Genomic DNA, 8,891 nt, shown 5'->3' on the forward strand with positions numbered 1-8,891 from the left:
GGCTAAACTGCACACCCCATCAAATCCGCAGCACCCATGACCCACCACGAAGGCGACCTGCGCGCCCCCGAAGGCGCGCGTTTCGCGATCATCGCCAGCCGCTGGAATCCGCGCATCACCGATGCGCTGGTGGCCGGCGCGCGCAAGACCTTCGCCGACCACGGCGTCCTCGACGAGGCGATCGACGTGGTTCGCGTGCCCGGCGCTTGGGAAATCCCGCTGGCCGCCTCGCGCCTCGCCGCGGCCGGCGCGCACCGCGCGATCGTCGCGCTCGGCTGCGTGGTGCGCGGCGATACCCGACATTACGAACACGTCGCCGATCGCTGCGCCGACGGACTGATGCGCATCAGCCTCGACTACGGCGTGCCCGTGGCCAACGGCGTGCTCGCGGTCGACGATCTCGTCGATGCCGAGAACCGCGCCGGCGGCAGCCATGGCAACAAGGGCGAGGAATGCGCCCTGGTCGCCATCGAGATGGCCAGCCTGACGGAGAAGCTGCGTTGAGCCGGGACGAATCGCGCAACCGCGGCCGTGGCGGACATCGCAGCCGTGACGGCGTCGACCACGTCGCGCGCTCGCGTTCGCGCAGCCGCGCGCTGCAGGCGGTCTACGCGATGCAGCTTTCCGGCGCCGACGTGAAGAACGTGATCGCGCAGTTCGCGCACGAGCAGGCGCACGAAGTCGCCGATCTCGAATATTTCGAGGACCTGGTGCACGGCGTCGACAAGCACTATCGCGAACTGGACGCGGCGCTGGCGCCGTTCCTGGATCGCGGCATCGAGGACGTCGATCCGATCGAACGCGCCATGCTGCGCATCGCCGCCTACGAACTGCAGCATCGCATCGACGTGCCGTATCGCGTGATCATCGACGAGGCGGTGAAGACGGTGAAGCGCTTCGGCTCCGAACACGGCCACACCTACGTCAACGGCGTGCTCGATCACGCCGCGGCGGAATGGCGTGCCGTCGAGGCGAAAGCGCCGCGCTCCTAGCGCGTGCGGGAGTTCCGGCCCGTGAGCGCGGAATTCGATCTCATCGCAAGCATCCGCGGACGCGCCGCTGTCAGAAGCGACGTGGCGCTGGGGATCGGCGACGATGCCGCGCTGCTGGCGGTGCCGGCCGGAATGCAGCTCGTCGTGGCGATGGACACGCTCAACGCGGGCGTGCATTTCCCCGCGGAAACCGCAGCCGCCGACATCGGCTGGAAATCGCTGGCGGTGAATCTTTCCGATCTCGCCGCGATGGGCGCGCGGCCGGCGTGGTGCACCTTGTCGTTGTCGCTGCCGGAAGGCGAGGCGGCCTGGGTCGACGGGTTTCTCGACGGGTTTCTCGCACTCGCGGCGCAGCATGACGTGGCCTTGGTCGGCGGCGACACCACGCGCGGGCCGCTGTCGGTGTGCGTAACGGCGCATGGATTCGTCGAGCCCGGCAAGGCGCTGCGCCGTGACGGCGCGCGGGTCGGCGACGACGTGTGGGTCACCGGGACATTGGGCGATGCCGCCGCCGCGTTGGCGCAGTGGCGGGAAGGCGCGGCCATCGACGCCGCATTGCGCACGCGCCTCGACCGGCCTGAGCCGCGCGTGGCGGCCGGACTGGCGTTGTCCGGCCTGGCGCATGCCTGCATCGATGTTTCCGACGGATTGTTGTCCGATCTCGGGCACGTTTGTGAAGCGAGTGGCGTCGGTGCCGATGTCAAAGTCGATGCGCTACCGGCATCGCCCGCGCTGCTCTCCGCGTTCGATGTCGCGACGCGGCGCGCGCTGCAGGCCAGCGGTGGCGATGATTACGAGTTGTGCTTCACGGCGGCGATCGAGGCACGCGCTGCGATCGACGATGTCATGCGCCGGGAGAATGTTGTCGCGACGCGGATCGGCCGCATTGTCGAAGCGCGGCGCGTGAGTGCGTTCGATGCGCAGGGCAACACATGGATGCCCGAGAAGACGGGCTACGCTCATTTCTGAAGGGAGCGGTCCCTGGCTTTTGCTGGTCATTCCCGCAAAGGCGGGAATCCAAGGACGTTCGATCCGGTCGTAGTCATTTAAAGAAAGTCCATGGATTCCCACCTTTGCGGGAATGACGAGTCACACAACGACTTCAAAGATCGTCGGCGCGGAAAGCATCGCGCAGCCAGATGATTTCAGGCGACTCGGGATCCCCGCTCGCATCGATCACATCGAACCGGCACGCCGCATCGGCATATTCGCGATGCGCGGCCAGGAACTGTTCGGCGGCGAGCACGAGCTTGCGCCGCTTGCCGGCATCCACCGACGCGCCACCACCACCGAATCGCGTATCGCGCCGATAGCGCACCTCGACGAACACCAGCGTCGCATCGCCAGGCCGGCGAGCACTGCCAGCCCGATGAGGACTCGCCGGCTCCAGCATGACCAGGTCGAGTTCGCCAAAACGATAATTCGCGTTCGCCGCCACCTCGCGCAGTCCCGCACGCAGCAGATAGGCGCGCGCCGCCGCTTCGACGGTCGCGCCGCGTTGCCGCGGGCTGCTCAAGGCTTCGCCCGATGTTCCGGTGCGATCAGCCGCCCCGGCCGTTGTTCAGCGGCACGACGTAGCCGCTGCTGAAGGTCGACCACGCCGGCGTGCGCAGCACGTTGCCGGTCGCGCCGACGCGCAGGAGGCCGGTCGCGCCTTCCACGTCGGCGTCCGCGCTGGTGGCGAGGCGTTCGAGATAGGCGGTGAGCAGCCAGGCATCGAAACCGAAGGCGAACAGCTTGGCCTGCGGACCGCGCGCCGTGGAGATGCGGCCGGCGGTGTCGGCGGCGCCGGGCAGGCCGGAGACCGAGGCCACGCCCCAGCGCTCGGTGGGGAAGGCGATGCCGTCGAGGGCGCGGTCCTGCTCGGCCTTGCCGGTGCCGGAGACCAGTTGCGAGGTCGCCACTAGTGGCTTGCCCGTGTAGCCGGCCGCCGACAGTTGCGGCGCCATCGCGCGCGCGGCCGGGCCGCGCAGGGCGAGGAAGACCGCGTCCACGCCGCCTTCTTTTTGCAGGGCGGCCTGCAGCGTCGGCGTCATGTCGGCCGGCTTGTCGCCGACCACGGCCAATGTCTGCACGACACTGCCGCCGTTTTCCTGCATCCGCGCCGCGAAGCTGGCCGCGCTGCGACGTGCGTAGTCGTCGCCGGAGCTGAGCACGAGCACGCGCAATGCCTTGCGCGTGGTCAGGTAGTCGGCGGCGCTGTTGCCGTCGTCTTCCGGCGCCAGCGAATAGCTCGCGTTGTTGGCGGGCGGGGCGACCGTGCCGCGGTTGAGCGCCAGCACCGGCACGCCGGTTTTCACATCGCGGAACACCGCGTCGACCTCGTCGCGGCCGAGCGGCCCCAGCACCTGGTCGGCGCCGTCGGCGACCGCCTTCTGGTAGGCCGCGATCGCGCCGCCGGCCGTGCCGGCGGTGTCGTAGAATTTCAATTCGGGGCGTCGGCGCTGTTCGCCGTAGTAGCCGGCCAGCAGGCCGTCGCGTACCGGCGCCGAGGCGGGGGCCAGGCTGCCCGAGAGTGGCAGCAGCACCGCCAACTTCTGTGGCGGGCGATAGCCGTCGCGATCGGCCGGCGGACGGCTGCCGGCGTCGAACTGCCAGTGCGCGACTCGCTGGGACGCCTCGACGGCCGCTTCCTTCGGCTTGTCGGGGGCCTGGCTGACTTTGACCGTGGTGCAGCCCGCCGCCAGGGCGGCCAGCAGCGAAACGGCGAGGATTCCTTTCATCGATTGCAACGGATGGCGCATCAGGACCGGCCCGGGGACGGAAACGGCTAGGATTCTACCCTTTCGCCTTTCCCGGCTCCGCGAAGCGGCCGGGAAGCGTTCACGCTGGGAATTCCGATGTCCGCCGCCACACCCTTCGCAGCCGGCACGCTGCACGTAGTCGCCACGCCGATCGGCAATCTCGGCGATCTCTCGCCCCGCGCCCTGGAGACCCTGCGCTCGGTCGCCGCGATCTGCGCCGAGGACACCCGCCATACCCGCCAGCTGCTGGCGCATTTCGGCATCGAGCAGAGCCTGATCGCCCTGCACGAGCACAACGAGGACGAACTCGCCGGCCGGCTCGTGGCGCGATTGCAGGCCGGCGAATCGCTGGCGCTGGTGTCGGATGCTGGCACGCCGCTGGTCAGCGATCCCGGCTTCCGTCTCGTGCGCGCCGCGCGCGCGGCGGGCGTGCGCGTCTCGCCCGTGCCCGGCGCCAGCGCCTTGATCACGGCGCTCAGCGTCGCCGGCCTGCCCAGCGACCGCTTCGTGTTCGAGGGCTTCCTGCCGGCGAAAGCAAACGCGCGACGCGAGCGGTTGACCGCGCTCGTCAGTGAAACGCGCACGCTGCTGTTCTATGAATCCTCGCATCGCATCGCCGAGACGCTGGCCGATTGCGTGACGGTGTTCGGCGCCGGGCGGCGCGCCGTGGTCGCGCGCGAGTTGACCAAGCTGTTCGAGAGCGTGCTCGACGGCACGCTGGCGGAACTGCAGGCGCGCATCGACGCCGATCCCAATCAACGCAAGGGCGAGTTCGTGCTGCTGATCGAAGGCGCGGGCGATGACGCGGATGCGAAAGTCGCCGAGGGCCGGCGCATCTACACGAAACTCAGCGCGCACCTGCCGCCATCGACGGCGGCGAAACTGGCCGCGGAATTGAGCGGCGCGCCGCGCAAGGCGCTGTACGGCAGCGATTGATCCGCTCGAAGCATTTCTGCTTCGCGAGAATCCAAAGATCGAATAGTTCACACGGTCCGCGATGCGTCGAACCGTGTGAACGATCAGCGCGCGAAAGGGATGGCCTCAAGAGGCCGGGTATCTGGCCCGATCCGCTATCCCGCATGGCCCGTTCGAATTGGACATTGCGTATGAACGGTCCGGAACGATGCATGCGCGCTTCAACGTGCGTGATTCACGCGAATTCGTCAGGGGCTGACAAAAAATCTTATCGGGGATTCCGCAATTTCACTGACAAGAGGGTAGGCATGAACCGCAAGCTATTCGTTCCGAGCGTATTGACCGTCGCCGTTGTTGCTTCCTTCGCCATCGCGCCAGATGCCATTGCCGGCGGTTTCCAGATCCGGGAAAACAGCGCCGCCGCGCTCGGCCGCGCTTTCGCCGGACGTGCCTCCGCGCCGGGCGATGCCGCGATCGTTTCCAACAATCCCGCCGGCATGCGCCTGCTGGGTGAGCGGCCGATCTTCCAGGCCGACGCCACGCTGATCAATCTCAGCGCCGAATACGATTCCAACAACGGCACGCATAACTTCACGCGTCAGCCGCTCACCGGCGGTGATGGCGGCGATGCCGGCGATCTGCTGCCGGTGGCGTCCGCGTTCTTTGCCACGCCGATCGGCGAGAAGGCGCATCTGGGCTTCTTCATCGATGCGCCGTTCGGATTGAAGACCGAATACGACAACGGCTGGGTCGGACGCTACAGCGCGCTGAAGTCGGATCTGCGCGTGATCGATCTTGGCGCCAGCTTCTCCTACGACGTGAATCCTTACGTCAGCTTCGGCGTCAGCGTGTACGGCCAGCGGCTGGATGCGGAACTGAGCCAGGCTGTGGATTACGGCCTGTTCCTGGGGCAGTCGCAGCAGCGCGACGGCAAGGCGACCATCGAAGGCGATGCCACCGACTGGGGCTTCAAGCTGGGCGTGCTGCTCAGCGTCACCGAGAACACGCACATCGGGCTGAGCTATCAGTCGAAGGTGAAGCAGGACATCGACGGCAAGGGCACGTTCCGGCCGCCGCAGGCGCGCAACGCCACCGAACAGGCGATCCTCGACAATCTGCCGCCGTTGCTGAAATCCAGCAAGGGCAGCACCCGGCTCGATACGCCGGCGGTCGCGATCCTGAGCGTGTTTCACAAGTTCAACGATCGCTGGGCGGTGACCGGCGACATCTCGCGCACCGCATGGACGAGCTTCCAGGAACTGGTGCTCGACTTCGACACCACGCCGGGCGAACGCAACGTGGTGGAGACCTACGGTTTCCGTGACACCACCGCGGTGTCGATCGGCGTGGAATACCAGCTCAACGAGCGCTGGCTGCTGCGCGGCGGCATCGGCTACGACCAGACGCCCACGAGCCTGGAGCATCGCAACGCGCGCCTGCCGGACGCGGATCGCCGCCTGCTCGGCCTAGGCTTCGAGTGGAAGCCGTCGGATCGCATGGTGGTCGATGTCGGCTATCTGCACCTGTTCAACGGGGAGCCGGAAATCACCACCACCTCGAACTTCGGCCGCATCAACGGCAGCTACAGCGCCAACATCGATCTGCTGTCGGCGTCGTTGGGCTACGTCTTCTGAAGTTCGCGGGCGGACGGACGTCCTTTAGCCCGGCGGGAAGGGGGCGTGCGATAATCGACGCGGCGGAGTCGGCCAGGCAGTCGCGTCATCCGCAAGGGTGCCGAGGAAAGTCCGGGCTCCACAGGGCACGGTGCCAGGTAACGCCTGGGCGGCGCGAGCCGACGGAAAGTGCAACAGAAAGATACCGCCTAAGACTGCGCAAGCAGGACGGCAAGGGTGAAATGGTGCGGTAAGAGCGCACCGCGAGTCCGGCAACGGACCGGCACGGCAAACCCCACCGGGAGCAAGGCCAAATAGGGAGGCAATGCCGCGGCCCGCGGTGCCTCCGGGTAGGCTGCTTGAGCGTAGCGGTGACGCTGCGCCTAGAGGAATGACTGCTCACGACAGAACCCGGCTTACAGGCCGGCTCCGCCGCTTCATTTGGCGCGCAGCGCCAAATGAAGCCCCAAAGTTTGCGCGGCAAACTTTGGGCCCCGGGCATCTGCTACCAGAACCCCGCCGCTTCGCGGCGCCCCCTTGACTCAAGGGGGCTCTTCGTCGGGTAGGGCGGCGGTCTGCGGGTGGTTCTATTGTTCTGATTTAGATGAGTTAATTCTTACTTTTTGCTGTTTGTTCCGATTTCAGGACAGTGGCGGAATCTTCAACCGTTGTTGCGTCGCAGCAGGTCTGTGGCGCTGTGCTCATTCTGTGCGTCTCGTCAATCGTGAGACTGGTCGAATCTCAAAATTTGAGATGAAACAGCAGCTTGTGGATAAAGCTTGAACAAGTCTCTGAAGTTCTCTGCAAGTCCTTGACACGCCTAAGTAAATTTCCTTCTGAAAGTTGTTGACAACCCTGTGCGGCACTCCTAAGGTGGCGCTTCGTGGGAAAACCGGGAGTTCTGTGGTTTTCTTGCGTTGAAGCCCGCCGAAGACGGGCAAAACCAGAAGGTTGTCGTGTTCCAAGGCGAGACCGCCATCACAATTGACGATAAGGGCCGGCTGGCGATCCCGACCAGTTACCGGGACCTTGTCGCGCGTGAGTGCGGCAACCGCCTGGTGATCACCTACAACCCCTTCGAGTCGGGTTGTCTTTACCTCTACCCGCAGCCGGTGTGGGAGCGCGTGCGCGATCAGGTGAACGCGCTGCCGCGCACCAAGTCGGTGAGCCGCAACTTGCAGCTGAAGCTGGTGGGCGCGGCGACCTTCGTGGAGCCGGACGGCAACGGCCGCATCGGCCTGCCGGCCAGCCATCGCAACGCGATCGGCGTGGAAAAGAAGGCCGTGCTGGTGGGCATGGGCGACAAATTCGAGTTGTGGAGCGAGCAGGCGCATCTCGCGCAGATCAGGCAGACGCTGGGCGATGCCGATCTGGGCGAGGACATGCTCGGTTTGCAGTTGTGACGGGCGGTGGCGCGGACGCCGGGTCCGCCCACCTCCCCGTCATGTGGCAGCAGGTCATGGAAGGGCTGCGGGTGGTGGAGAACGGAACGTATTTGGATGGCACGTTCGGTCGCGGCGGTCACGCGCGCGGCGTGCTGCAACGCTTGGGGGGAGGAGGTCGACTGCTGTTGATGGACAAGGATCCCGAAGCGATCGCCGTCGCCGAACGTGAATTCGGCACCGATCCGCGCGTGACGATCCGCCGCGGCAGCTTCGCCGACCTCGCAAACTGGGACGCCGCGCAGGACGGTCTCGACGGCGTTCTCTTCGATCTGGGTGTGTCCTCGCCGCAACTGGATGTCGGCGAGCGTGGTTTCAGCTTCGGCAAGGACGGGCCGCTCGACATGCGCATGGATCCCGACAGCGGCGAAAGCGCGGCGCAGTGGCTGGCGCGTGCCTCCGAGCAGGAGATCGCCGACGTGCTGTGGACCTACGGCGAGGAGCGCATGAGCCGCCGCATCGCCCGCGCGATCGTGACGCGGCGCGCGCAGCAGCCGATCACACGCACCGCCGATCTGGCGCAGCTGATCGCATCGAGCGTGCCGCGCGGCAAACCAGCGCGCGGACAAAAGGAAATCCATCCGGCCACACGTTCCTTCCAGGCCATCCGTATCCACATCAACCGCGAACTCGACGATCTCGAGCGCGGCCTCGACGCTGCCTATGCCGGCCTCAAGACGGGCGGACGGCTGGCCGTGATCAGTTTCCATTCGCTGGAAGACCGCATCGTCAAGCGTTTCATCGCGCGGCATGCGAAAGCGCCGCCGGCCAATCGACGTTTGCCGGCGGCGGAATCTTTCGTGCCGACGCTGCGCGCGATCGGTGACGCGCAGAAGGCCGACGCGGCCGAGGTCGCGGCCAATCCGCGTGCCCGCAGCGCCGTGCTGCGCGTGGCTGAAAAACTGGAGACGGCCGCATGATCCTGCGCGTCCTCCTCGCCATCCTCGTGATCGCCAACATCGTCAGCGCGGTGGGCGTGGTCAATGCGCGCCACCAGCATCGCCAGCTGTTCGTGCAGCTGGCCAGGCTCGAGCACGCGCGCGACGAACTCAACGTCGATTTCGGCCGTCTGCAGCTGGAGCAGGCGACCTGGGCCGAAGCCAACCGCATCGACCAGATCGCGCGGACCAAGCTCGGCATGAAATTCCCGGAAAGCGCCGACATCGTGGTGATCCGGCCATGAAA

The 8,891-nt window shown here is 66.5% G+C and carries 10 protein-coding genes and 1 other RNA gene; 9 read left to right on the forward strand and 2 right to left on the reverse strand.

The features are described 5' to 3' along the window. Positions 1–36: 36 nt before the first annotated feature. The 3 genes from ribH to thiL are packed head-to-tail and all read left to right on the forward strand — an operon-like array spanning position 37 to position 1,961. Positions 37–504, forward strand: coding sequence for a 6,7-dimethyl-8-ribityllumazine synthase (gene ribH, locus AC1RNP_RS03740; RefSeq protein WP_493049915.1), 468 nt, complete (start codon positions 37–39; stop codon positions 502–504). After that, on the forward strand, positions 501–992 hold the full coding sequence (gene nusB / locus AC1RNP_RS03745; protein ID WP_226469134.1) for a transcription antitermination factor NusB: 492 nt from the start codon (positions 501–503) through the stop codon (positions 990–992). The genes ribH and nusB overlap by 4 nt, the downstream gene beginning before the upstream one ends. 21 nt (positions 993–1,013) lie before the next feature. Next, the gene (gene thiL / locus AC1RNP_RS03750) at positions 1,014–1,961 is read left to right on the forward strand and encodes a thiamine-phosphate kinase (protein ID WP_493049916.1); all 948 of its coding nucleotides are present in this window, start codon (positions 1,014–1,016) and stop codon (positions 1,959–1,961) included. Between the two features lie 133 nt (positions 1,962–2,094). On the opposite strand, the gene AC1RNP_RS03755 is transcribed toward thiL, so the two are convergent. Together AC1RNP_RS03755 and AC1RNP_RS03760 are read right to left on the reverse strand one after the other, a co-directional pair. Further along, on the reverse strand, positions 2,095–2,508 hold the full coding sequence (locus AC1RNP_RS03755) for a YraN family protein (protein WP_493049917.1): 414 nt from the start codon (positions 2,506–2,508) through the stop codon (positions 2,095–2,097). A gap of 25 nt (positions 2,509–2,533) precedes the next feature. Then, on the reverse strand, positions 2,534–3,715 hold the full coding sequence (locus tag AC1RNP_RS03760) for a penicillin-binding protein activator (RefSeq protein WP_493049918.1): 1,182 nt from the start codon (positions 3,713–3,715) through the stop codon (positions 2,534–2,536). Positions 3,716–3,832: 117 nt separating this feature from the next. Here AC1RNP_RS03760 and rsmI point away from each other — a divergent pair, with 117 nt between their 5' ends. The 6 genes from rsmI (at position 3,833) to ftsL (ending at position 8,889) form a co-directional block, all read left to right on the forward strand. Next, positions 3,833–4,672 carry a 16S rRNA (cytidine(1402)-2'-O)-methyltransferase gene (gene rsmI / locus AC1RNP_RS03765; protein WP_493049919.1) on the forward strand — a complete coding sequence of 280 codons (840 nt, stop codon included), beginning with the start codon at positions 3,833–3,835 and terminating at the stop codon, positions 4,670–4,672. A gap of 287 nt (positions 4,673–4,959) precedes the next feature. After that, positions 4,960–6,285 carry an OmpP1/FadL family transporter gene (locus AC1RNP_RS03770; protein WP_493049920.1) on the forward strand — a complete coding sequence of 442 codons (1,326 nt, stop codon included), beginning with the start codon at positions 4,960–4,962 and terminating at the stop codon, positions 6,283–6,285. 64 nt (positions 6,286–6,349) lie between these two features. Continuing rightward, positions 6,350–6,699: RNase P RNA component class A (gene rnpB / locus AC1RNP_RS03775), an RNA gene on the forward strand. 521 nt (positions 6,700–7,220) lie between these two features. Beyond that, on the forward strand, positions 7,221–7,667 hold the full coding sequence (gene mraZ, locus AC1RNP_RS03780; RefSeq protein ID WP_226469128.1) for a division/cell wall cluster transcriptional repressor MraZ: 447 nt from the start codon (positions 7,221–7,223) through the stop codon (positions 7,665–7,667). Between the two features lie 41 nt (positions 7,668–7,708). Continuing rightward, complete coding sequence (gene rsmH, locus AC1RNP_RS03785; protein ID WP_493049921.1) at positions 7,709–8,626, forward strand: 16S rRNA (cytosine(1402)-N(4))-methyltransferase RsmH; 918 nt, start codon at positions 7,709–7,711, stop codon at positions 8,624–8,626. Then, positions 8,626–8,889, forward strand: a complete 264-nt coding sequence (ftsL, locus tag AC1RNP_RS03790) for a cell division protein FtsL (RefSeq protein WP_493050278.1) — start codon at positions 8,626–8,628, stop codon at positions 8,887–8,889. The genes rsmH and ftsL overlap by 1 nt, the downstream gene beginning before the upstream one ends. The last annotated feature ends 2 nt before the right edge of the window (positions 8,890–8,891 follow it).

It is taken from the genome of Luteimonas sp. GW821-FHT14E02 (assembly GCF_058803905.1).